The 22,051-nt window shown below is 48.0% G+C and carries 22 protein-coding genes; 11 read left to right on the top strand and 11 right to left on the bottom strand.

The window, feature by feature from the left end:
- Nucleotides 1–151 precede the first annotated feature (151 nt).
- Nucleotides 152–1,528 carry an MFS transporter gene (locus MES37_RS05020; protein ID WP_237930273.1) on the top strand — a complete coding sequence of 459 codons (1,377 nt, stop codon included), beginning with the start codon at nucleotides 152–154 and terminating at the stop codon, nucleotides 1,526–1,528.
- Nucleotides 1,529–1,573: 45 nt separating this feature from the next.
- Here the strand turns inward: MES37_RS05020 and htpX are convergent, their stop codons facing one another.
- The 4 genes from htpX to MES37_RS05000 all read right to left on the bottom strand — a co-directional run bounded on the left by htpX (nucleotide 1,574) and on the right by MES37_RS05000 (nucleotide 5,994).
- Nucleotides 1,574–2,455, bottom strand: coding sequence for a protease HtpX (gene htpX, locus MES37_RS05015; RefSeq protein WP_034496301.1), 882 nt, complete (start codon nucleotides 2,453–2,455; stop codon nucleotides 1,574–1,576).
- Between the two features lie 193 nt (nucleotides 2,456–2,648).
- Entirely contained in the window at nucleotides 2,649–4,697 is a 2,049-nt protein-coding gene (gene prc / locus MES37_RS05010; RefSeq protein ID WP_064546068.1) for a carboxy terminal-processing peptidase, read from the bottom strand.
- Between the two features lie 20 nt (nucleotides 4,698–4,717).
- Nucleotides 4,718–5,401 (bottom strand): RNA chaperone ProQ, encoded by a 684-nt coding sequence (gene proQ / locus MES37_RS05005; RefSeq protein ID WP_064546066.1) that lies wholly within the window; start codon nucleotides 5,399–5,401, stop codon nucleotides 4,718–4,720.
- Between the two features lie 104 nt (nucleotides 5,402–5,505).
- Nucleotides 5,506–5,994 (bottom strand): GAF domain-containing protein, encoded by a 489-nt coding sequence (locus MES37_RS05000; protein ID WP_064546064.1) that lies wholly within the window; start codon nucleotides 5,992–5,994, stop codon nucleotides 5,506–5,508.
- 171 nt (nucleotides 5,995–6,165) lie between these two features.
- Between MES37_RS05000 and yebS the strand changes: the two genes are divergently transcribed.
- The 5 genes from yebS (at nucleotide 6,166) to MES37_RS04975 (ending at nucleotide 12,176) form a co-directional block, all read left to right on the top strand.
- A complete protein-coding gene (gene yebS, locus MES37_RS04995; protein ID WP_064546062.1) occupies nucleotides 6,166–7,410 on the top strand; it encodes a membrane integrity lipid transport subunit YebS in 1,245 nt (414 codons plus the stop codon).
- On the top strand, nucleotides 7,379–10,012 hold the full coding sequence (locus tag MES37_RS04990; RefSeq protein WP_121813635.1) for a PqiB family protein: 2,634 nt from the start codon (nucleotides 7,379–7,381) through the stop codon (nucleotides 10,010–10,012). The genes yebS and MES37_RS04990 overlap by 32 nt, the downstream gene beginning before the upstream one ends.
- A 120-nt stretch (nucleotides 10,013–10,132) precedes the next feature.
- Nucleotides 10,133–11,527, top strand: a complete 1,395-nt coding sequence (gene rsmF / locus MES37_RS04985) for a 16S rRNA (cytosine(1407)-C(5))-methyltransferase RsmF (RefSeq protein WP_443106539.1) — start codon at nucleotides 10,133–10,135, stop codon at nucleotides 11,525–11,527.
- Between the two features lie 111 nt (nucleotides 11,528–11,638).
- Nucleotides 11,639–11,878 (top strand): YebV family protein, encoded by a 240-nt coding sequence (locus tag MES37_RS04980; protein ID WP_064546055.1) that lies wholly within the window; start codon nucleotides 11,639–11,641, stop codon nucleotides 11,876–11,878.
- Nucleotides 11,879–11,984: 106 nt separating this feature from the next.
- Nucleotides 11,985–12,176: a YebW family protein gene (locus MES37_RS04975; RefSeq protein ID WP_064546053.1), complete on the top strand. Its 192-nt coding sequence runs from the start codon at nucleotides 11,985–11,987 to the stop codon at nucleotides 12,174–12,176.
- On the opposite strand, the gene MES37_RS04970 is transcribed toward MES37_RS04975, so the two are convergent.
- From MES37_RS04970 to MES37_RS04960, 3 genes are all read right to left on the bottom strand, one after another.
- A complete protein-coding gene (locus MES37_RS04970; RefSeq protein ID WP_064546051.1) occupies nucleotides 12,177–12,821 on the bottom strand; it encodes a metallophosphoesterase in 645 nt (214 codons plus the stop codon).
- Between the two features lie 55 nt (nucleotides 12,822–12,876).
- On the bottom strand, nucleotides 12,877–13,404 hold the full coding sequence (locus MES37_RS04965) for a GNAT family N-acetyltransferase (RefSeq protein ID WP_237930258.1): 528 nt from the start codon (nucleotides 13,402–13,404) through the stop codon (nucleotides 12,877–12,879).
- Nucleotides 13,405–13,805: 401 nt separating this feature from the next.
- Nucleotides 13,806–15,296: a SulP family inorganic anion transporter gene (locus tag MES37_RS04960; protein ID WP_237930248.1), complete on the bottom strand. Its 1,491-nt coding sequence runs from the start codon at nucleotides 15,294–15,296 to the stop codon at nucleotides 13,806–13,808.
- Between the two features lie 327 nt (nucleotides 15,297–15,623).
- Here MES37_RS04960 and MES37_RS04955 point away from each other — a divergent pair, with 327 nt between their 5' ends.
- On the top strand, nucleotides 15,624–16,463 hold the full coding sequence (locus MES37_RS04955) for a transporter substrate-binding domain-containing protein (protein WP_121813638.1): 840 nt from the start codon (nucleotides 15,624–15,626) through the stop codon (nucleotides 16,461–16,463).
- A 75-nt stretch (nucleotides 16,464–16,538) separates the two neighbouring features.
- Nucleotides 16,539–16,853: a BON domain-containing protein gene (locus tag MES37_RS04950; RefSeq protein WP_064546043.1), complete on the top strand. Its 315-nt coding sequence runs from the start codon at nucleotides 16,539–16,541 to the stop codon at nucleotides 16,851–16,853.
- Between the two features lie 177 nt (nucleotides 16,854–17,030).
- Here the strand turns inward: MES37_RS04950 and MES37_RS04945 are convergent, their stop codons facing one another.
- From MES37_RS04945 to yobA, 4 genes are all read right to left on the bottom strand, one after another.
- On the bottom strand, nucleotides 17,031–17,609 hold the full coding sequence (locus MES37_RS04945) for a serine acetyltransferase (RefSeq protein WP_232887049.1): 579 nt from the start codon (nucleotides 17,607–17,609) through the stop codon (nucleotides 17,031–17,033).
- A gap of 874 nt (nucleotides 17,610–18,483) precedes the next feature.
- A complete protein-coding gene (locus MES37_RS04940; RefSeq protein ID WP_064545927.1) occupies nucleotides 18,484–18,825 on the bottom strand; it encodes a YebY family protein in 342 nt (113 codons plus the stop codon).
- A 26-nt stretch (nucleotides 18,826–18,851) separates the two neighbouring features.
- Nucleotides 18,852–19,724 (bottom strand): copper homeostasis membrane protein CopD, encoded by an 873-nt coding sequence (copD, locus tag MES37_RS04935; RefSeq protein ID WP_064545924.1) that lies wholly within the window; start codon nucleotides 19,722–19,724, stop codon nucleotides 18,852–18,854.
- A 5-nt stretch (nucleotides 19,725–19,729) separates the two neighbouring features.
- Complete coding sequence (yobA, locus tag MES37_RS04930; RefSeq protein WP_064545923.1) at nucleotides 19,730–20,104, bottom strand: CopC domain-containing protein YobA; 375 nt, start codon at nucleotides 20,102–20,104, stop codon at nucleotides 19,730–19,732.
- 148 nt (nucleotides 20,105–20,252) lie between these two features.
- On the opposite strand from yobA, the gene MES37_RS04925 reads away from it, so the two are divergent.
- From MES37_RS04925 to exoX, 3 genes are all read left to right on the top strand, one after another.
- Complete coding sequence (locus MES37_RS04925; RefSeq protein WP_034495983.1) at nucleotides 20,253–20,483, top strand: DNA polymerase III subunit theta; 231 nt, start codon at nucleotides 20,253–20,255, stop codon at nucleotides 20,481–20,483.
- A 131-nt stretch (nucleotides 20,484–20,614) separates the two neighbouring features.
- Nucleotides 20,615–21,346 carry a carbon-nitrogen hydrolase family protein gene (locus MES37_RS04920; protein ID WP_121813648.1) on the top strand — a complete coding sequence of 244 codons (732 nt, stop codon included), beginning with the start codon at nucleotides 20,615–20,617 and terminating at the stop codon, nucleotides 21,344–21,346.
- A gap of 38 nt (nucleotides 21,347–21,384) precedes the next feature.
- The gene (exoX, locus tag MES37_RS04915) at nucleotides 21,385–22,047 is read left to right on the top strand and encodes an exodeoxyribonuclease X (RefSeq protein WP_064545921.1); all 663 of its coding nucleotides are present in this window, start codon (nucleotides 21,385–21,387) and stop codon (nucleotides 22,045–22,047) included.
- The last annotated feature ends 4 nt before the right edge of the window (nucleotides 22,048–22,051 follow it).

The following is a 22,051-nucleotide window of genomic DNA, read 5'->3' as shown; positions in this document are numbered from 1 at the left end:
ATAAAAATTAGAACCGGTTTTTAGTATAAGTTGACTACCATGTCATCGCAATGAATCTATTCTATATCGTTACAAATCTGCGACATATCCCGTAAATTTAGTGCTATTATTATTTCTCCCCGAATACAGCCCCGTGAATTCAATCTTTCCTATGGATAAAACCCTTGCTGATGGGCTGCCATTACCGCGGCGCTATGGTGCTATTTTAGCCATTGCGTTAGGTATTACTATGGCCGTACTTGATGGCGTAATCGCTAACGTCGCCCTTCCCACCATTGCCCGCGAACTTAATGCCAGTCCGGCAGAATCCATCTGGATTGTTAACAGTTACCAAATAGCGATAATTGTTTCATTACTTTCCATGTCGTTTCTGGGGGATATTTTTGGTTATCGCCGGGTATATCAGTGCGGGCTAATGCTGTTTTGTGTGACATCCCTTTTTTGTGCGTTATCGAATTCTTTACCCATGCTGACATTTGCTCGCGTACTGCAGGGATTCGGCGGTGCGGCATTAATGAGCGTAAATACCGCGCTCATTCGGCTTATTTATCCACAAAAACACCTTGGCCGCGGCATGGGAATTAACTCATTTATTGTTGCCGTTTCATCAGCTGCCGGGCCGACTATTGCTGCCGCCATTCTATCCGTTGCTTCCTGGAAATGGTTATTTTTGGTTAACGTGCCCATTGGCATCATTGCACTATTATTGGCTCTGCGTTTCTTGCCAGCGAACCAACAAAAATCCCAGGGGCAGCGCTTTGATATTCCAGGCGCCATCATGAATGCCCTGACGTTTGGCTTATTGATTTCTGCCATCAGCGGGTTTGCTCAGGGCCAGTCTGGCTGGCTTATTCTCAGTGAACTGGCAGCCTTGCTAGTCATTGGATCTTTCTTTATACGCCGCCAGTTAAAACTCCCTTTCCCATTATTGCCGGTCGATTTACTGCGTATCCCGGTGTTTTCTTTATCCATTGGAACATCAGTGTGTTCTTTTACCGCGCAGATGCTGGCAATGGTTTCTTTACCCTTTTTCCTGCAATCGACATTAGGTCGTAGTGAAGTGGAAACTGGCCTGCTACTGACGCCGTGGCCCATCGCAACCATGATTATGGCTCCGGTCGCTGGTCATTTAATTGGACGAGTACATGCGGGATTATTAGGTGGAATCGGACTTGTAATGATGGCTTGCGGTCTGTTTGCTTTGGCGCTGTTGCCACATAACCCTTCTGACATAGATATTATCTGGCGCATGTTCTTGTGCGGTGCAGGTTTTGGCTTGTTCCAGTCCCCCAATAACCACACCATTATCTCTTCTGCTCCGCGTCACCGCAGCGGTGGTGCCAGCGGCATGTTAGGCACGGCCAGGTTACTCGGCCAGAGTTGTGGTGCAGCTTTGGTAGCACTGATGTTCAACCTGTTCACCACTCACGGAACGCACGCCTCGTTACTTCTGGCCGGCAGTTTTGCTACCGTCGCGGCTATTGTTAGCAGTTTTCGGTTATCTCAACCTACTGCTTCGCAGGCATAAAAAAAGCGTGCCAGCGATGGCACGCTTTTTTATCAATATTTATCACTACTTCAGATATTCGCCGTTACGCAGTGCTTCAATACGTTTGTCCAAAGGTGGGTGAGTCATAAACAATTCGCTCATTGACTTCGCCTTACCGTTGATACAAAACGCCATCATGCTACTGGCTTCTTGCGGTTCATAGCTGGTTTTCAGACGCTGTAAAGCAGCAATCATTTTTTCACGGCCGACTAATTTTGCAGATCCGGCATCAGCGTGGAATTCACGGTGACGTGAGAACCACATAGTAATGATGCTGGCCAGAATACCGAATACCAACTCCAGTACGGTCGCAATTGCAAAATAGACAAACGGGTTACCGTTGTTACTTTCACCTTCATCCCGATTACCTGACAGGAAGCCTGAGGCAACCTGTGCAATGATTCGCGAAATAAAGATAACGAAGGTGTTCACCACACCTTGAATCAGCGTCATGGTTACCATATCGCCGTTCGCAATGTGGCTAATTTCGTGAGCAATTACCGCTTCTGCTTCATCACGGCTCATGTTCTGCAACAGGCCGGTACTGACCGCAACCAACGAGGCATTACGGCGTGCGCCAGTAGCAAACGCGTTGATATCTGGCGCATGGTAAACCGCCACCTGAGGCATAGCGATACCCGCCTGCTGCGACTGCTGACGAACGGTTTCCATCAGCCAGCGCTCAGTTTCATTACGTGGCTGCTCAATCACTTCACCGCCAACTGAACGTAATGCCATCCATTTGGACATCAGTAACGAGATGATTGAACCACCAAAGCCAAACAACACCGCCATGATCATCAGACCCTGTACGCTGCTCGACTGGATCCCCGTCAGGCTTAGCACTAGCCCGAATACGACCATGACTGCAAGGTTGGTCAACAGGAAAAGCCCGATACGCATCATAATTTTCTTTTTACCTCGGTTAAAAATACGCATTCTGCGTTACCCCACATCGTAGGGGCAAGCCTGCTATTTTCAAGCATTCATCGTTGCCAAGTGGTTAATAATACATAACTTTACATTTAGAAAGAGCTAGGTTTACGCGGCTTGATAGAGGTAAAAAAAACAGGCACAAAAATTTGTGCCTGTTGGGGAGTTACTTAGCAGGAGCCGGTTGCTCGGCTGGCTTATCTTGCTGCATTTTTGCAAGGTCCAGCGCGATATGAACCGTTTCATCGAGATAAGGATCTGGTTCCTGATAATCCTTCGGCAAGTCTTCCAGTTTCTTCAACGGAGCTTTACCTTCCCGCTTGTAGCGATCGTTGATGCGTGCCAGACGCGTCGCATCGTCTTCCTGGTTTTCTTTCTCACGTTGAGCAAGATTCAGGGAAACAATATTGCGCTTCTCTTTCAGGGCATTGAAGCGAGCAATGTCCTTCATGATGTACTGGAACTCAGGATCGGCTGCAATTCTGTCCTGGTGCAGTTTGAGCAGTTGCGGTTCGAACGGTGTCAGATCGCCTGACTTGACGTAAGTTGCGGCATTAATGCTATCCCATGGGAGCGCGTTATCTTCGAACTTCTCGCCAGTTTCTGTCTCTTCCGTACCGGTCGGCATCATCACGTCTGGCGTAACACCTTTACGCTGAGTACTGCCGCCATTAATGCGGTAGAACTTCTGGATGGTGTATTGCACAGAGCCTAATGCAGGCCACTCAGGGCGAAGCATCTGATCGTAGATACGGTTCAACGAACGATACTGCTGAACAGTCCCTTTACCGAAGGTCGGCTCGCCGACAATCAACGCACGGCCATAATCCTGCATTGCAGCGGCGAAAATCTCAGATGCGGAGGCACTGAAACGGTCAACCATAACAACCAGTGGGCCTTTGTAGTACACAACGCCATCGGTATCGCTGTCTTCACGCACTTTACCGTTGTTATCACGTACCTGAACAACTGGGCCACCAGGGATAAACAGGCCAGAAAGCGACACAGCTTCGGTCAATGCACCGCCACCGTTAGAACGTAAATCGATAATCACGCTCTTCACATTCTGTTTTTCCATCTTCTGCAACTGGACTTTGACGTCATCCGTCAAACCAACATAGAAGCCTGGAATATCCAGCACGCCGACTTTGTCTTTACCAACCGTTTTAATGGTGAGTTTAACGGCACGGTCTTCAAGACGAATACGTTCACGCGTTAACGTGACGATGCGTGTTTTAGTGCCCTTGCCCGCAGGTAAGACTTCAAGACGAACCTTACTGCCTTTTGGTCCCTTGATCAGCGCAACCACATCATCAAGACGCCAGCCAATCACATCAACCATGGCTTTGCCGGTTTGACCGACACCCACAATACGATCGCCTACGGTAATCGCTTTGCTTTTCGCCGCCGGACCACCCGCAACCATCGAGTTGATCACTGTGTAGTCATCATCCATTTGCAGCACCGCACCAATACCTTCCAGAGATAAACTCATTTCAGTATTGAATTGTTCAGTATTGCGTGGAGACAAATAGTTAGTATGCGGATCGATTTCGTGAGCAAAGGCGGTCATTGCCAGAGAGAAAACATCTTCGCTGTTAGACTGCGCCAGACGGCGAATCGCAAACTGGTAGCGCTTAGTCAGCGTTTCACGAATTTCCTGATCGGTTTTACCGGTCAGTTTCAAACTTAATTCGTCAAACTTAACTTTGCTGTCCCACAGACTATTTAACTCGGCGGTACTTGCAGGCCACGGAGATTTGCTGCGATCCACATTGAAGGTGTCATTGCCGGTGAAATCCATCGGCTTTTCAAGCACTTTCAGCGCGTATTGATAACGTTCAAAACGGCGCTTCTGGGCCAGATTATAGAGATCGTAAAATACGTCCAGTTTACCGGTGCGCAATTCATCGCCAATCTGTTTTTTCCGCGACACAAACTGCTCAACGTCACTGGCAAGCAGCACGTTGTGGCTATAGTCGAGAAGGTTTAGGTAGCGATCGAAAATTTTTGCGGAAAAATTTTCATCCAGATCAAACTGGCGATAATGCGAGCGAGTGAAGCGCGAAGTTACACGCTCACTCACCGTTGCATGCTGTGTCTCTTCCTTTAACTGCGGGATTTGAGAAGCTTGCGTGATATTTTCGACGGCCAGTGCGCTACCTGCAAGAAACAACAGACTAGCGACTGCCGTACGCTTAAAGAGTTTGTTCATGCCCGGGTCTGGCCTCCGTTTCAGAACTGCAAGTGTTCTGCGCGTACGATCATTGCCATACCAGAAGTTAGCTGTACACGTACGCCATCTTTGGTAATTTCCAGTACGGTGGCATCCATCGCGTTGTTACCCGCTTTGACTTTGATTGCCTGACCCACCTGCAATGCAGAAATGTCCGTAACCGGAGTGCGTTTTTCTTCACGCGGAACCTGAGGAGCCGCCGGTTTTTCTGCACGAGGTTTACGTTCTGTAGTCTCTGGACGACGCGGTGCAGGACGAGGTTTGCGATCGCGACGAGGCTTATCGGTAACGGTTTCACCGTTAGCAATAGCCGCTTCACGTTTCTTCGCTTGCTGCTCTGCACGCTGTGTCTGAACACGAGCTTTTGCTTCTTCAAGCTGCTTACGAGCATGCTCAACGTGCTGCTCATCGAGTTCACCACATGGGTTACCGTCGAGATCAACACGGGTCGCGCCGACTTTGATACCGTACAGGTAACGCCAGCTTGAAGTATAAAGACGTAACGCGGAACGAAGTTGAGTTTTACTGAGGCTCATCTCCCCTTCAACGCGCGCGACTAAATCCTGGAAGATACCAATCTTCAGGGGGCGGGCTTCACCTTCAGCGCTAAAGCACTGTGGGAAACGCTCTGCCAAAAAGGCGATGACTTCTTTGCTACTATTCAACTTAGGTTGATTTTCCATGAAATTTCCTGATTACAACGGAGTTGCCAACAATCCGCAGGCATGAACAGGCGACATTATAATGACGCTATCAGCAAATGCCACGTTATCCGTTGTTTATCATGCTATCGAGTGAAGAATTTTTTAAAATCCGTGTCGGCAAGCGTCAGCGAAAGCTGCGTTACCAGTTGAGATAAGCCGAGTTGGTCTTCAGGTGTAAAGCGCCCAAACTCAGTGCTATCAATGTCCAGGACCCCGATTAACTCATCGTTTACCATTAACGGCAGAACGATTTCGGAATTGCTGGCGGCGTCACAGGCGATGTGACCATCAAAAGCATGCACATCTTCAACGCGCTGAATGCTCCTGGTGGAAACTGCTGTACCGCATACACCTTTACCTACCGGGATGCGCACACAGGCAATTTTGCCCTGGAAAGGCCCTAAAACCAACGTATCGCCTTCCAGTAAATAGAACCCGGCCCAGTTAACACCTTCAAGACGTTCAAACAGCAAAGCACTGGTATTTGCCAACGTTGCCAGAAAACTTGTTTCACCTGCCATTAACGCACTAAAATCGCGGTTCAAGTCCGCGTAAAATTGTTCTTTGTTCATTGATTAACCATAGTATGTTGTCTTACTCAACTGCATAGCATAGTAAAATAAGCATTAAATGCCTTATGCCACAAGGTGTATCATTCCATGAATTAATATACGCTTAACGAATATTTGATTTTCTAAAGAGATACCCAATGCGCCAACGGTATTCCTTGCATACGACAACACATGAAAATACACGCCATTAGCAATGCTGTACCGCAGGCACGTTATCAGCGTTGCCCCGAATGCGATACACTTTTCTCGTTACCGCTGGTTAAATCGTCGCAGAGCGCGTATTGCCCACGTTGTGACGCTAAAGTCTTCCATGGTCGTGATTGGTCACTCACACGTCTGGCCGCTATGGCAACCGCCATGCTGCTACTGATGACAGTTGCCTTTTCAGAGCCACTGGTCCGCATCTATTTATTAGGTACGGCCATCGATGCCAATCTATTTCAGGGCATCTGGCAGATGACCAAACAGGGCGATCCGCTTACGGCCGCGATAGTGATGTTTTGTGCCGTTGGTGCCCCCGCCACACTGGTCGCGGGTATCATCTATCTCTACTTTGGTAATATTCTTGGGATGAATTTACGCCCGGTCTTACTGATGCTCGATAAGCTCAAAGAATGGGTCATGCTTGATATTTATCTGGTCGGCATTGGCGTGGCCTGCATAAAAGTCAGAGAGTTCGCCTACATCCAGCCCGGCATAGGTTTAGTGGCGTTTATCGCGCTGGCCATATTGAGCTTATTAACCCTGATTCACTTAAACGTAGAACAACTGTGGTCACGCTTCTACCCGCAACGCCCGCCGCGCGCCTGGAATGCGCAACTGCGTGTATGCCTCGGGTGCCATTTTACTGGTGTGCCGGATAAACGTGGCCGCTGTCCGCGTTGCCATGTGCCATTAAGAGAACGCCGCCGCCACAGCCTGCAGAAATCCTGGGCCGCGTTAATCGGCTCGTTAATCTTTTTACTTCCTGCCAACTTGCTGCCGATTTCAATTCTGTACGTCAATGGCTCGCGTCAGGAAGATACTATCCTCTCTGGTATTATTTCCCTCGGCAACAGTAATGTTGCCGTGGCGGCAGTGGTTTTCATTGCCAGTATTTTGGTGCCTTTTGTCAAGGTTATCGTGCTGATTTCATTGTTGTTAAGTATTCATTTCAAATGCGAACGAGGGTTGAGAACGCGCATTTTATTACTACGCTTTATTACCTGGATTGGCCGCTGGTCTATCCTCGATCTCTTTGTTATTTCGCTTACGATGTCACTGGTTAATCGAGATCAGTTATTGGCATTCACTATGGGGCCGGCTGCGTTTTACTTTGGCGCGGCGGTTATTTTAACTATTCTTGCAGTCGAATGGCTGGATAGCCGACTACTTTGGGACGCACATGAGTCAGGAAATGCCCGCTTCACCGACTGAAGCGCGAATTAAAACAAAACGCCGAATTTCGCCCTTCTGGTTGCTGCCGATTATCGCATTGATGATTGCCAGTTGGCTCATTTGGTCGACATGGGAAGAACGTGGTACCACTGCGACCATTGATTTCCTTTCAGCCGACGGTATTGTCGCCGGGCGAACACCTGTACGTTATCAAGGCGTAGAAGTGGGAACCGTGCAAAGCATCAGCCTGAGCAAAGACCTGCGCAAAATCGAAGTCAAAGTCAGCGTGAAAAGCGATATGAAAAATGCGCTGCGTGAGGATACTCAGTTTTGGCTGGTGACGCCGAAAGCTTCACTGGCCGGCGTTTCCGGCCTGGATGCACTGGTCGGCGGGAACTATATCGGTATGATGCCTGGCAAAGGCAAACCCCAGGAGCACTTCACCGCTCTGGATACTCAGCCCAAATATCGATTGAATAATGGCGAGTTGATGATTCATCTTCACGCCCCTGATCTAGGTTCGCTCAACAGCGGCTCATTGGTTTACTACCGTAAAATTCCTGTTGGCCGGGTTTACGACTACACCATTAACAACAATACGCAGGGCGTCACCATTGACGTACTGATCGACCGCCGCTTTACCAAACTGGTGAAAAAAGGCAGTCGTTTCTGGAACGTATCAGGGGTAAAAGCCAACTTCAGCCTTTCCGGAGCACAAGTTCAGTTAGAAAGCCTCGCCGCGTTAGTGAATGGCGCAATTGCCTTTGATTCACCGGAAAACTCCGCTGAAGCGAAGGCTGAAGATGAATTTGGGCTGTATGAGGATCTGGCACATAGCCAGCGGGGAGTGATCATTGATCTTGCCCTGCCAAGTGGCGAAGGCCTGAAAGCAGGCTCAACCCCGCTGATGTATCAAGGCCTTGAAGTCGGTACGCTAACCAAGCTGAACCTGAATCCTGGTAGCACCGTCACAGGCCAGATGACCGTTGACCCAAGTGTGGTCAACCTAATGCGCAGTGGCACACGTATTGAGCTACGTAACCCTAAAATCTCGCTCAGCAATCCAAACCTCAGCAGCCTGCTAACCGGTAGCACCTTTGAGTTAGTGCCAGGGGAAGGTGACCCACAGAATCACTTTGTCGTATTCCCAAGCGATAAAACACCGCTACAACAGCCGAACGTTCTGACGCTAAACCTGACTGCACCTGAAAGCTACGGTATTGATGCTGGGCAACCTATCATTCTCCATGGCGTGCAAGTTGGGCAAATTCTTGAACGTACACTATCCGCTAAGGGTGTCAGCTTCTCTGTCGCCATTGATCCTGAATACCGCCAACTGATTCAGGGCGACAGCAAGTTCGTCGTCAACAGCCGTATTGATGTCAAAGTTGGTATCGATGGTGTTGAATTTTTGGGTGCCAGCGCCAGTGAATGGATCAATGGTGGGGTCAGGGTTATTCCTGGCAACAAAGGCGAGATGAAAAAGAGTTATCCGCTGTATGCCAACCTTGAAAAAGCGGTCGAAAATAGCTTGAGCGACTTGCCGACAACGACATTAACGCTAACTGCCGCCAGCCTGCCGGATATCCAGACCGGCTCAGTGGTGCTGTACCGTAAATTCCAGGTCGGTGAGATTATCAGTGTCCGCCCTCGCGCCAATAGCTTTGATATCGATGTGAATATCAAGCCGGAATACCGCAACCTGCTGACAGACAATAGTGTGTTTTGGGCTGAAGGTGGCGCACGCGTGCAACTCAACGGCAACGGTCTGACGGTGCAAGCCTCCCCACTCTCTCGCGCTCTAAAAGGTGCAATCAGCTTTGACAACCTGAGCGGTGCCAGCGCCGGTCTGAAAAAGGGTGACAAACGCATACTGTACGCGTCTGAAACTGCCGCGCGCGCTGTCGGTAGCCAGATTACCTTGCATACCTTCGATGCCGGGAAACTGTCTGCGGGAATGCCGATTCGCTATCTGGGAATTGACATTGGGCAGCTCGAGTCACTGAATCTGACAGCGTCACGCAGCGAAGTCGAAGCAAAAGCGGTGCTCTATCCTGAATTTGTGGATACTTTTGCTCGCGGTGGCACACGCTTCTCGGTTGTGACACCGAAAATCTCAGCCTCGGGTGTTGATAATCTCGACACGATTCTCCAGCCGTATATTAACGTTGAACCAGGGCGAGGCGCACCACGACGTGACTTCGAGTTGCAGGAAACCTCGATTACCGACTCTCGTTACTCTGATGGCCTGAGTATCGTGCTGGAAGTCCCTGAATCGGGGGCATTGAGCATTGGTACACCTGTTCTGTTCCGTGGTGTTGAAGTCGGTACGGTAACCGGTTTAACCCTCGGCAATCTATCAGACCGCGTGATGGTCGGCCTGCGCATCAGTAAACGTTTCCAGCATTTGGTGCGTGATAGCTCAGTGTTCTGGCTTGCCTCGGGCTACAGCCTCGATTTTGGCCTGACAGGCGGCGTGGTGAAAACCGGCACCTTCAACCAGTTCATTCGTGGCGGTATCGCGTTCGCAACTCCACCGGGAACACCGCTCGCGCCGAAAGCGGTCACCGGTAAACACTTCCTGCTTGAGGAAACTGAGCCGAAAGAATGGCGTCAGTGGGGAACTGCACTTCCACGTTAATGCCCGCGCCCCGGTGTCTCACCGGGGCGTTTGTGCTAGACTCCACTCTTCATTTTTTTCTGGACTTCCTTCGTGGCTCACTCTCAAAACGCCTTTCTCCCGCAATCCTTTCTTGATGTTATTCGCGATGCACTTCCGGCCGACCAAACGCTCGAAAGCTTTATCGAGTATTGCCAACGTCCTCTGCGGCGTAGCTTGCGAGTCAATACCCTCAAAATTTCGGTCAGCGATTTTCTCGCACTGGTTGCACCTTACGACTGGCATCTGACACCTGTTCCATGGTGTGCTGAAGGGTTCTGGATTGAGCGAGATGATGAAGAACGCCTGCCACTCGGTAGCACAGCAGAACATCTGAGTGGATTGTTCTACATCCAGGAAGCCAGTTCGATGTTGCCCGTTGCGGCGCTGTTTGCGGACGGCAACCAGCCAGTGCGCATTATGGATGTCGCTGCCGCACCTGGTTCTAAAACCACGCAAATTGCCGCACGCATGGGCAATCACGGTGCGATTCTTGCCAATGAATACTCCGCCAGCCGGGTGAAAGTGCTGCATGCCAATATCAGCCGCTGCGGAATTAGCAATGTGGCACTGACGCATTTTGATGGCCGGGTATTTGGTGCAGCCTTACCGGAATGTTTTGATGCGATCTTGCTCGACGCCCCCTGTTCAGGCGAAGGCGTAGTACGTAAAGATCCCGATGCATTGCGTAACTGGTCACCAGAAAGCACCGCCAGTATTGCCGATACGCAACGCGAATTGATCGCCAGCGCTTTCCATGCCTTGCGCCCCGGAGGCACGCTGATTTATTCCACCTGCACTTTAAACCGTGAAGAAAACCAACAGATTTGCCAGTGGTTGCTTGATGAATGGCCCGATGCCGTGGAAATAGCCCCGCTTAACGACCTGTTCCCGGAGGCAGGGAAAGCCATCACTGCTGAAGGCTACCTGCATGTTTTCCCACAGATTTATGATTGTGAAGGCTTTTTCGTCGCGCGCCTGCGCAAAACGGCATCAATCGAAGCACTCCCGGCCCCAGGGTACAAAGTAGGTAATTTCCCGTTCAGCCCCCTATTTGGCAAGCAAGCCGCTGAAGTCACCGCGGCTGCCAAAAAATCTGGGATAAGCTGGCAAGATGACCAACAGCTTTGGCAACGCGATAAAGAAATTTGGTTGTTTCCGAAGGAGATTGTTTCGTTATTCGGCAAGGTCCGTTTTTCTCGGATTGGCATACGTCTGGCGGAACAGTACAACAAGGGATACCGCTGGCAGCATGAAGCAGTGATTGCTTTAGTGCCCGGGGATTCGCCGCTGGCATTCGCGCTGACGGAGTTTGAAGCTGACGAATGGTATCACGGGCGCGACATTTACCCAGATGTGACACCGTCACTTAATGAAGTGATTGTCACCTGGCAAGATCAACCATTGGGTCTGGCCAGGAAAGTGGGATCGCGACTGAAGAACAGTTACCCACGTGAACTGGTACGCGATGGCAAACTGTTCGCGACGAAGGCCTAATTCGCAAAATATTGTCGCCATGTGATTTGCAGTTTTTGTACGTTTGTCTACGCTCTAGTGTGGGAGGCCTTACTGGTCATACCACATGCACCCAGACCCAAGGAGAGTAAGATGACGAAAACTAACGTACGAATAGGCATCTTCGAAATTGATGATGCTGAATTACATGGCGAGCAACAAGGGGACCGCACTTTGAGCATCCCTTGTAAATCTGACCCGGATTTGTGCATGCAACTTGATGCCTGGGATGATGAAACCAGTATTCCCGCCGTCCTTGATGGCGAACATTCAGTCCTCTACCGTCAACATTACGACCAAAAATCTGATGCCTGGGTCATGCGTCTTGCATGATTCCAATCAACCCGTCGCTCAGGCGGGTTAATTAATCTGTACTGATTTCCCCTCTTCCCATGGCTTCCCCTACAATTAAACCAAACGGTGAAACTCTGAGGCGTTAATGTTTGCGTTAGTCTTATTTGTTTGTTACCTGGACGGTGATTGCGAAGATATTGTTGTGGACGTTTTTAATACCGAGCAGCAATGTGTGGTGGCCATGGATGACCAACGGATCCGTTATGGCGGATGCTTCCCAATAGAAGATTTTATCGATGGTTTCTGGCGCCCGGCTCATGAATACAGTTCGCTATAACTACTGTACCTGCACCATCGTTAGCTTGTTACCAAACACTGCGCCGGTATCAATATAGTTTTGGTTGTAAAAATGACCGACTTCTTTGAGTGGTGTATGGCCGAAATAGAACTCATCCGCCCCTTCTATTTCTTCACCGCGTCCCTGTAAATTTTTATTGAGCCGATCCCGGCTCCAGACCAGCAAATGCTCATCAACTGGCTGATTCCAACTGTAATGTGATGCAGGATAATCGGCATGAGCAATAACCAGTATTTTCCCATGGGTATGAAGCTCAATCACTAACGGCAAATCACGGCAATGTAATAAAGCCTCTTGCACATTATGTTGGCGCAGTGCTGGCAACTCCCGGTACCAATCGCCACCGTTCATTTGCCAAAGAATCCCCTCGCCCTCATCCAACGCTTCTAAAGCCATCTCTTCGTGATTGCCTTTCACCGCTTTAAACCACTTGCTACCCAGTAAGGCCAGACAACCGGGGCTATTCGCACCGCGGTCAATAAGATCCCCCACCGAGATAATAAGATCCTGATGGTAATCAAAATGCTGGAGTTTAAGCTGGCTAATTAACTCAGAAAGGCAGCCGTGTAAATCGCCAACAACAAAAATATGCCGCCAGTTCTCACCTTCAATTCGCTGATACATACTGACCCCACACCGCTTATTTATTGCTCAATTATAAACCAGTGTGCGGCGATGGTTAGCAGGTTGGGCGAACGAACATCTGTATCCGTTTACCGTGGTATTCCACAGGGTGTTCAAACCGGAAGCCAAAACGCTCGGCGAGGTGAATGGAGCGATGGTTATCATCATCAATAATGCAGCAAACGGGCGTGGTAAATTCACGGTCTGCCCATTCTAAAATCGCACCCAAGGCTTCATTGGCGTAGCCTTTACCGTGTACGGCTGGAATGAGCGTCCAACCGGCTTCAGGGAATTCAAGGGCTGGCGTTAATTCACGTTGTGCATCCTGAAAACCGAACGCCCCGACAAAACGCCCTTTTGCTTTTTCAAACACCCCCCAGTAGCCATAACCCAGTGCCTGCCAATGACCGATGTAACGTAACAGGCGACTCCATGTCATTTCCTGCCCTTGCGGTTGACCACCACCGATAAATTTCACCATTTCCGGGTCAGCCCAACAAGCCGCTAAATCCGGGAAATCCTCCAATGCAAAGTGCCGCAAAACTAAACGTTCAGTTTCCAGACGTGGTGCTTCTTTAACCATTTTCATTTCCTTCTGAATCTTTTTTAATGATTCTGCCGCTATACCGCTCATGAAACAATAAGCACAGGTTAGCTGCTGTGAGATAAGAGAAATTGAGCGGGAGATAAAAATAGAAAAGGCTGCAAATTTGCAGCCTTTAGAGAGATGATACGAGTTATCTGGTAAATTTTTCCGCTTCTTCAAGCGTTTCAATATGGTTTATACCAAAGAGTGCGTGGTAATCAGTTCCACCACGTACCCCACCAGCTTACTATCGAGGATCAGTTTCAAACTTTCTGGCACCTCCGTTTCACTCTGGGACTTAGATTAATCTAGCAGTCCTGACGTTCGAAAAGTAACGGCAGATTCACAGTTTTGCCATCTGCCGGTCAAAATGCCAAATTAATCCTTGCACGCTTTGATCATACTTTACCGCTCAGCCGTTCATGAAAATCACTGCTGCGCAAATCCAGCCCCACAATTTTCACTCTACATTCATAGCGTTGGTAGCGAGTTTCAATCGCATCAAGCACCGCGACCGTCGAGACATCCCAGATTTGTGCCTGAGATAAATCAATAATCACCTGCTGCGGGTCATCGGCATACTGAAAATGTTCGAATAAATCATTACTACTGGCGAAAAACAGCGGCCCGGTCACCGTATACCGAACGGATTGCCCATCATCAGACAATGACCGTTGTGCATGAACAACATGAGCAATACGTCGGGCGAACAAAATCATCGCAAAGATGACTCCGCCAACGACACCCAAAGCCAGGTTTCCTGTCGCAACGGTGACTGTCACCGTCGTCACCATCACCAGAGTTTCGGGAAGCGGAATTCTTTTCAATGTGACGGGTTTCACACTGTGCCAGTTAAGAGTTTTCACCGCCACGATGACCATGATCCCCGCCAGAACAACCATCGGGATTTTTGCCATCAGTTCGCTTAAAACGGTAACCAGCAACAGCAGCACCAGCCCTGCGGCAAGCGTAGAAACTCGTGTACGCCCTTTACCAAGCTCAACATTAACCATGGTCTGGCCAATCATGGCGCAACCTGCGATCCCACCGTAGAAACCGGCGAAGATATTAGATATCCCTAATCCCCAACATTCACGGCGTTTACTGGAGGGTGTATCTGTCAATTCGTCCACCAGCTTAGCTGTCAGCAATGACTCCATTAATCCCACAAATGCGATACTCAACGCACAAGGCCATATTATCCGTAATGTATCCAGGTTTAACGGCACCATTAATTCCGTTAATCCTGGTAAGCCGGCATCCATTGGCCCTGATTCTCCGACTGTCGGGACTGATAGCCCCATGCCGATACAAAGTGTAGTAATGACAATTATCGCCACCAGCGGCGAAGGCACCATTTTGAACACCCGTGGCAACAGGAGAACAATCAATAACGTCAGTGCAAACAACCCCCACACCAACGGGTTATTTCCCCAAATATGAGGCACCTGTGCAAAGAAAATCAGGATACCTAATGCGTTCACAAAACCGGTCATCACCGATAAGGGAATGTAACGCATCATGCGAGCTAGCCCGCTTACGCCGAACACAATTTGAATCAACCCCGCCAGCAATACGGCAGGGAAAATATATGCAACACCATACTGATGCACCATTGGCCCGATAACCAGAGCAACTGACCCTGCAGCTGCGGTCACCATTGCAGGGCGACCACCAAAAATTGACATGGATAAACACAGTACAATGGAGGCCACCAGACTGACTTTCGGGTCAACCCCTGCGATAACTGAAAATGAAATGATTTCTGGAACTAACGCTAATGCTGTAACCACTCCCGCAAGGGATTCCCGGGCTAACAGGCGTGGACTACGCAAAACATACGCCAGAGAATTCTCACGGCTATGGTTTTCGGTTTGAGTGGTGGTCATATTTTTCGTCTTTGCAGGTTTATCGTTATTCGCTATGGCCCATTCAGGCCGGGCGTGATTGTACAGAGACGTTAGTGAGGATGCTAATTAATGTGATGTATAACATTCTGAACACTGAATGGCTTGCCCAATCTTCATCATGAATGTCGATTAATACCTATTATTCAAAAACGCTATCGATAGGAACACAGCATAAAAACACTTACAATAATGATGGCTTTTTAAAATTCTATAAAAATTGTTTTAGTTTGTGTATTTATTGAGGGATTCATTTTGTTTAGCTACTTAACTAATTGTAAATCGACAGGTATTTTCCTGTTGACTACCATGATGCTATTTTGTGGGAATGTTTTTGCTGACCCAGTACTGAACAAAATACTCAGCACCCATAGCATAACCCTGGCATGGGTCGATAACACCAGACCCATTGCCTGGCAATTAAATAACAAGCCCTCTGGCATGGTGATAGATATCTGCCTCGATGTCGTACAAAGTATAGAAAAACGCTACAACACCAAATTAGACGTCAAATGGATAAAAATCCCCGCTGCCGCTCGCTTTGAGGTTATATCCCATAATCAGGCGGATGTTTTATGTGCAGTCGCGGCGAACTCTGGGCAACGTCATAAAATAGTTAAATTCTCTATTCCGTGGTTTTACACCAAAATGAATATTCTGACCAAGAAATCAGAGCAAGTTTTGAATGAAGAGTTACTGAGTGGGCATACAGTCGGTGTTATCAGTGGCGGTACCGCCGCATTAGAATTGGCAAAGATGAATGAAAATTACAATTACTCAATTTCGGTGAAGTTAGTGCGCGATTTTAATGATGGTTTTGATTTGCTTGCCGATGGTCATATTTCAGCATTCATCACTGATGACGTTATTATCCGTGGTAAATTGGCTGAAATGCCAAATAAAGAAGATTACCAGATCAACGCCAGTGGTTTTGGTAATACATTAGAATATGGTTTAGCCGTGGATAAAAATGCGGATGAAATGGAAGAAATCATTAATACCAACATAAAGACCATGTTTGCCACAAAACGATTTGATGAGCTCTATAACAAGTGGTTTATGTCTCCACTCACCTCCCCTGATGACATCGTACAACTGCCGATGTCACAGCAACTTATCAATGATAAGCTTCGCTATCAATTGCGTTAGCAGAACTGCTGATTATCGTGAAATCATCGGGTAAGATAACGGCCTGTGTACATGTCGACCTCAAGGAGATTAATTATGAAAAATAGAAACATAATGGCTATTTTTTGCGCAATAGCTCTGGCAGCAACAACATTGACAGGATGCGCTGGTTCCTCAAAACAAGAAAGTACCGGCGGCTATATCGACGATACGGTTATTACAACCAAAGTTAAATCGACTCTGCTGGCAGAGAAATCACTGAAATCTACGGATATCAGTGTCGTCACGTTTAAAGGGCGAGTACAACTTAGCGGCTTTGTCGCTTCATCCGCTGAGGCAAATAAAGCTGTTGCGCTAACCAAAACGGTTAAGGGTGTACGAATGGTTGAAAATGACTTGCTCGTGAAGTAACAGGCTTCTTGGTCTTTACCCCAAGACTGTAGACAATTCTGCCCTATAGTTTGAGCATAGGAAGAGTCTATAGGCTTGGGGTACTCCACTTAACCTGCACCAGGACTACAGGACAAAAGCTTGATTTATTCAACAACGCTCTTCATTTCCTAAGTACTATTCTATATAAAATGATTCTTACTTGCTCTTAATGATGGAAGAAACGGTATTATAAATAACAGAGTTATCAGGGATGTCTTTATTTACAAAAGTCATTGCACCGATAGTCACGTTATCACCAATTTTTATATCACCAATTATGCAACTATGAGCTCCAATATCTGCGTTATCCCCTATGAAGGTAATGCCAATATCACCTCGTGAGCTTTTACGACCAATCGTAGTATTTTGTCGAATATTCATGTTTTTACCAATGATACACTCTGACCTAACTACAATACCCAGATAGTGATTAATCTTCATACCAGCACCAATGTGCGCTGCTATGCTCATATCAGCCCCATATTTATGACGAAGATTATCATTAATTTTCCGAGCTAATTTCTTATAACGGTTATTAGGTAAGCTATATAGATAGTTGGCAATACGCCACCAGAAGTAAAACCGCTTCTTTCGGCTAAAAACAACCCTATGAAAAACCTTAAACCATGAGAACTGCTTATTCCCACTTCGGTTTATCACTTCTATTTGTAAACACTCTTTGAGATGGTCTATTGTATTTTTTGATTGAATGTTGCAAAGGTGGTTGCTGTTCATAGATAAAATTAATCCATTAAAAATCTTTAGTGATAGTTTGTCTTTTTGTATAAACAGACTTTAAAATAAACAACTTCAGTTTAATCACTTCTTGACCATCCCTGATTTAGGAAAAATTATAACGATAGTGAACACAACAACCCATTGATTTTGTGAATATTTTGACGTCTTACATTCATGAATGTGAGCTAACAATCAAACCAAGAGCCGCCACTCATTCAGCGCGTTTTTTTCTTACCTGGTTTTGGTGAACTCATAGGCTTTAAGGCGGTTAATCTCCTACCCAGCCAGCTTGGTTTACCCTTGCAATGGATCCCGTCCCCCTGCTACCAATCAACGCAGTGACGATGCGCACTAATGAAATTTTCTGAGTTCTGATTAGTTCCGGCATAAAAAACAGCCAGACCAGTAGAGTGTAAGAAACGGGGCACAGAAAGGAATTCACCCAGAAACTTTTGGGTAATAAGTCTCAAAAAATGACAGAAAAATATTTGGATTCGAGGGAAAAGGAGTTTATGTTGTTATGACTGTGTTACGGAAATCCAAAAGGACTGAATATCGATTTTTTGGATATTTTTGGATGTAGCGACATAAGCTATTGATTTGAAATACAGATAAAAAAAAGACCGAATACGATTCCTATATTCGGTCCAGGGAAATGGCTCTTGGGAGAGAGCCGTGCGCTAAAAGTTGGCATTAATGCAGGCAGACTTCGCCTTGCCTTCTAAGAATAGTTTACCGGCGCAGCTTTTCCAGTCGGGCGCTAAAGTGTTCGAAAAAAAACTGTGTTACAGGTGACATTTAAAACAAAAACCGCCATATCCGGCTCTCGGATATGGCGGTTTTTTTATGACAAATAAAGAAGTTAGCGTGTTTAGCTACATAGCTTCTGTGCACGCTCAATAAATGGTGCGAGGCTCTTTTTTTGCCCTGGCGCCTGTGGATCATCTATCTGAATGACAGAGATTGGCTGGCCAGTGGTCTTGCCGCTCGCCACTTGTTGCTCAGCAATATCATTTAGCGGGTACTGCATCAGTGTGCTTGGGTTGATGACAAACAACGCCTGGCCCGCACGGCAACTCAACATCACCTCTTCGCGGTTAAACGCCCAGTTATCTTTACCCATTTCAAAACGGCTCACGGTGATAATTTGTGGTGCCGCAAACGCACCACCTGCGCAAACCAGCAACAGCAATGTCAAAATACTTTTTTTCATGAATTTCTCTTGAGCAAATAATGTCTTCAGTACGGTTCCCAGGTAGCGAAAATACTAACCGCAAGGAGTACCGCCACCGACAAAATGATTTCCAGCCAGGTTAACCGGACAAACTGTTTTGTTGCCGTTGGAGCACGGTTGAATCGGGGCACCAAATAATAACGGTTATACAGTGCGATGATAACCATCACGGCAACAAAGACAACCTTCACCAACAAGAAACGCACATAGTCGCTTTCCAGTGGCAATGACCAGCCCAGAATCATCAGACTGTTGATTAATCCGCTTAGTAGCACAGCGGCAACCGCCAGATGCCCGTAACGGGAAAAACGCATCATCGCGGTGATCGCAGCCCCCCGCCAGCGTGGTTTTCTAGCCATGCGCATGCACATAATCAGCGGCAAAAGGCCTCCGATCCACCAGCCAGCGCTAAGTAAATGCACTGCGTGGTTCAGGCGCTGTAAGCCACCATAAAAATCTTCGCGCATTGCGGCATGCCCAACACCAGCCAGCAAAATGAGTTGCCCTGCGGCGAGGGTTAGCAGTAAAGATTGCAAGTTGCGCGGTTTTAACATCAGCACCACAACCGTCACGAAACCGAGTGAAATCTGCCACAGCCACACAGAACCAAAACGCGTGCCCAGCACGGCTAGCCAAACCTGTGGATTGATGGTGTCCTGCCATCCACTGCCCATCATTCCCGCCTGAGCACATAACAGCAATACTGCGCTAAGCATTGTCATCCAGACTGCAGAATGCCACTGCCATTGCAGACGGCGGATGAGGACCGGCTTAAATGCCTGAGGCGCTAACATTGAGCATGAAATGGTGCTGCCAAGCAGCACCATAAGGGCAGCAAAATGGATGAATCGCAGCGCGATATAGAAAGAAGGTAGCATCCCGCTTATTTCACCGAGAACAGGTACTTCCCTTTGGTTTTATGTCCGTCAACCGACACCACATGCCAGTCGACCTGGTATGCACCTGGTTTCAGTGCCTCCTCGACTGGCACGATGAGCTGTTTTTCGTCTTTTTCGTTACGTTTTGCCATGCCGGTTTTCACGGCGACTTGCTGTGGCCCGGTCAGCGTAATCCCGCTAAAATTAGCTTCTACTCCTTCAGAAAAATTGAGGGTAATTGCCTGCGGTGACGCCGTGACTGAAGCATCTGCCGCAGGGTATTGATGCTCAAGATGCGCATGCGCAAATGCTGAGCCAGAAGCGGTAAGAGCCGTTAAAAGAGTCGCGAGGGTAAAAAGACGAGATCGAGTGAAAGCCATATCAACTATTCCTTTTTCTTATTCAAGACGGCAAAAGGATAACCTTGAGCCCAGGTGAAGTCGAGATGAGAACAGCTATCAATAAATGTAAAGACTTGTCATCAACTTCATCTGCAAGTACCTTTGCGGCACAAAACAGGAGACCAAAATGAATCACAATCTTGCTGAATTACCCCAGGACGAAATGGATAAGATCAATGTGGATCTTGCTGCGGCAGGCGTGGCCTTTAAGGAACGTTATAATATGCCGGTGATTGCCGAAGTCGTTGAACGCGAGCAACCTGCCCACCTACGCGATTGGTTCAGAGAACGCCTGATTGCGCATCGCCTGGCATCAGTTAATCTTTCACGTCTGCCATATGAGCCTAAAGTGAAATAAATATTCACAACCTTAAACTTCCTGACAAAATTGATGTTAAGATTTTTCTTGGGTTTTAGAACCAAACACAGGAATTACCTGTTGCGGCCATAGGAAGATGGCTGTTAGGTAGATTGATTAAGGAAGAGCATATGCCTGTCTGGAATGTTGCGGCGGCGCAATACGGCGCCACCCCCGATGACCTCGAATCTAATATCTCACATCACTTAGACTTTGTTCGTTGTGCAGTCCGTGAACAAATTGATCTCCTGATTTTTCCCGAACTATCCCTCACTGGTTTCAACATAGAAAATCACCACGACTGCGCACTACCCTTCACTGATGAACGTCTTAATCCTCTGCAAAATGCCGCCATAGAACACAAAATGACTATCGTTGTGGGTTTGCCCCTGCGGTGTAAAGGAGGTGTTTCACCCGGTTCTGTAGGCTTTTTGCCTGATGGTTCGCGCGTCGCCTGTTGCAAACCTCTTTCAAGCGATATTGACCTTCCAGGCCAGCATACCCCTTTGGTTGGTTTGCATAATCGTAGCGTCGCGATGGGGTTCAGTACCGGCAGCGATGAAGAAACCTGGCCACGCAGCGCTGCTGAGATGGGCGCAAGTCTTTACGCCACAGGCAAGTTCATTAACGAAATCAGTTACCAGCACGATGAAATGTATCTGCAACGTTGGGCGCGTAAATACAATTTGCCGGTATTGCTGGCTAATCATGCTTTTTCGACCGGCAAATACCGCTCCGCGGGACGTAGCGCCTGTTGGGATGATCGCGGCGAGTTAGTGGTGCGCGCCGATCATGGCGAATTGCTGGCCGTTGGTCGGCGCGATGAGAAAGGTTGGCACGGAGAAATCATTCCATTACGCTAGCGCGTTATTGAAACCAGCGAAGTTCTGATGGAGTGAATATGCTGCGCATTATTGATACGGAAACCTGCGGTTTGCAGGGCGGCGTGGTGGAAGTGGCGTCTGTCGATATCGTCAATGGTGAGATTGTTAATCCAATGAGCGATCTGGTGCGTCCGGATCGTCCCATTGGTCACCAGGCGATGGCCATTCATAAGATTACTGAAGAAATGGTGGCGAATAAACCGTGGATTGAAGATGTCATTCCGCGCTACCACGGCAGCCCCTATTATGTTGCCCATAACGCCAGCTTTGACCAGCGAATGTTGCCTGAACTGCCTGACAGCGAATGGATTTGTACCGTAAAACTGGCCCGCCGTTTATGGCCCGGTATCAAATACAGCAACATGGGTTTATATAAATCGCTCAAGCTTGAAGTGGAAACACCGGCAGGCTTGCATCACCACCGCGCCCTGTTCGATTGCTACATTACCGCCGCTTTGCTGTTGCGGATTATGGAAGAATCCGGCTGGACACCCGATCAGATGGTGACTATTACTGGCCGTCCGGCGATGGTCACCACCATGGCGTTTGGCAAGTATCGTGGCCAGCCCATTGCTGAAATTGCGGATAAAGATCCGGGCTATTTACGTTGGATGTTAAATAACATCAAAGAATTAGCACCGGATCTCAGAATGACGCTGAAACATTATCTCGAAGGGTAAAAAC

Source organism: Buttiauxella sp. S19-1, assembly GCF_022134725.1.
Classification (GTDB): domain Bacteria; phylum Pseudomonadota; class Gammaproteobacteria; order Enterobacterales; family Enterobacteriaceae; genus Buttiauxella; species Buttiauxella ferragutiae.
Note: the sequence above shows the minus strand (reverse complement) of the source record. Positions and strands in the feature narration are given on the sequence as shown.

What these genes read in the sequence shown, in the direction of transcription:
- MES37_RS05020 (WP_237930273.1), top strand. Translation starts at nt 152, where the DNA reads ATGGATAAAACCCTTGCTGATGGGCTGCCATTACCGCGGCGCTATGGT.
- htpX (WP_034496301.1), bottom strand. Translation starts at nt 2,455, where the DNA reads ATGATGCGTATCGGGCTTTTCCTGTTGACCAACCTTGCAGTCATGGTC.
- prc (WP_064546068.1), bottom strand. Translation starts at nt 4,697, where the DNA reads ATGAACAAACTCTTTAAGCGTACGGCAGTCGCTAGTCTGTTGTTTCTT.
- proQ (WP_064546066.1), bottom strand. Translation starts at nt 5,401, where the DNA reads ATGGAAAATCAACCTAAGTTGAATAGTAGCAAAGAAGTCATCGCCTTT.
- MES37_RS05000 (WP_064546064.1), bottom strand. Translation starts at nt 5,994, where the DNA reads ATGAACAAAGAACAATTTTACGCGGACTTGAACCGCGATTTTAGTGCG.
- yebS (WP_064546062.1), top strand. Translation starts at nt 6,166, where the DNA reads ATGAAAATACACGCCATTAGCAATGCTGTACCGCAGGCACGTTATCAG.
- MES37_RS04990 (WP_121813635.1), top strand. Translation starts at nt 7,379, where the DNA reads ATGAGTCAGGAAATGCCCGCTTCACCGACTGAAGCGCGAATTAAAACA.
- MES37_RS04980 (WP_064546055.1), top strand. Translation starts at nt 11,639, where the DNA reads ATGACGAAAACTAACGTACGAATAGGCATCTTCGAAATTGATGATGCT.
- MES37_RS04975 (WP_064546053.1), top strand. Translation starts at nt 11,985, where the DNA reads ATGTTTGCGTTAGTCTTATTTGTTTGTTACCTGGACGGTGATTGCGAA.
- MES37_RS04970 (WP_064546051.1), bottom strand. Translation starts at nt 12,821, where the DNA reads ATGTATCAGCGAATTGAAGGTGAGAACTGGCGGCATATTTTTGTTGTT.
- MES37_RS04965 (WP_237930258.1), bottom strand. Translation starts at nt 13,404, where the DNA reads ATGGTTAAAGAAGCACCACGTCTGGAAACTGAACGTTTAGTTTTGCGG.
- MES37_RS04960 (WP_237930248.1), bottom strand. Translation starts at nt 15,296, where the DNA reads ATGACCACCACTCAAACCGAAAACCATAGCCGTGAGAATTCTCTGGCG.
- MES37_RS04955 (WP_121813638.1), top strand. Translation starts at nt 15,624, where the DNA reads ATGATGCTATTTTGTGGGAATGTTTTTGCTGACCCAGTACTGAACAAA.
- MES37_RS04950 (WP_064546043.1), top strand. Translation starts at nt 16,539, where the DNA reads ATGAAAAATAGAAACATAATGGCTATTTTTTGCGCAATAGCTCTGGCA.
- MES37_RS04945 (WP_232887049.1), bottom strand. Translation starts at nt 17,609, where the DNA reads ATGAACAGCAACCACCTTTGCAACATTCAATCAAAAAATACAATAGAC.
- MES37_RS04940 (WP_064545927.1), bottom strand. Translation starts at nt 18,825, where the DNA reads ATGAAAAAAAGTATTTTGACATTGCTGTTGCTGGTTTGCGCAGGTGGT.
- copD (WP_064545924.1), bottom strand. Translation starts at nt 19,724, where the DNA reads ATGCTACCTTCTTTCTATATCGCGCTGCGATTCATCCATTTTGCTGCC.
- yobA (WP_064545923.1), bottom strand. Translation starts at nt 20,104, where the DNA reads ATGGCTTTCACTCGATCTCGTCTTTTTACCCTCGCGACTCTTTTAACG.
- MES37_RS04925 (WP_034495983.1), top strand. Translation starts at nt 20,253, where the DNA reads ATGAATCACAATCTTGCTGAATTACCCCAGGACGAAATGGATAAGATC.
- MES37_RS04920 (WP_121813648.1), top strand. Translation starts at nt 20,615, where the DNA reads ATGCCTGTCTGGAATGTTGCGGCGGCGCAATACGGCGCCACCCCCGAT.
- exoX (WP_064545921.1), top strand. Translation starts at nt 21,385, where the DNA reads ATGCTGCGCATTATTGATACGGAAACCTGCGGTTTGCAGGGCGGCGTG.